The organism is Corallococcus praedator, from assembly GCF_003612125.1.
In the GTDB taxonomy this organism is placed as follows: Bacteria; Myxococcota; Myxococcia; order Myxococcales; family Myxococcaceae; genus Corallococcus; species Corallococcus praedator.
In genome coordinates, this window is sequence record NZ_RAWI01000939.1 from 1 (window position 1) to 465 (window position 465).

The 465-nt window shown below is 65.6% G+C and carries 1 protein-coding gene; it reads right to left on the minus strand.

Translation table 11 applies throughout. The annotated features are described in order from the left end of the window. A partial coding sequence (locus tag D7Y13_RS46330) for a hotdog family protein (protein WP_208734606.1) occupies positions 1–465 on the minus strand: 465 nt, incomplete at both ends.

Genomic DNA, 465 nt, shown 5'->3' on the forward strand with positions numbered 1-465 from the left:
CATCGAGCTCGTGGTGCGGGTTGGTGGCCCGCACCACGAGCTCGATGAGGTCGCCGATCTCGTCGCGACGCTTCTCGGTGACCGTCCCGTCCAGCCAGAGCGTGTCGCCGAGATAGTTGGGCCGGCGGAGGCGAATGTCGAGCCCCGTCACGAAGCCGTCGTCGCCGCACCAGTCGGTGACCATGTGGGCGAGCCAGGCGCTGCGTTGCACGCCGAAATCGTAGGCCGCGGGCAATCCGCTTTTCGCGGCCAGCTCGTTGTTGAAGTGCGGCGCCTCGATCGTGTCGTCGATGCCATAGGTGTCGTCGAACAGGATCGCGCCGGGGTGCTCCTTGAGGTAGGCGTGCTGGAGCGGTTCGTCTGCGTCATGTACGAACCCCAGCCCAGTAGCCAGCCCACCATGTTCGAGATCGTCAGCGGCCCCTTGACCAGCCGCGGAAGGACATCTCCGATAGCAACCTCGTC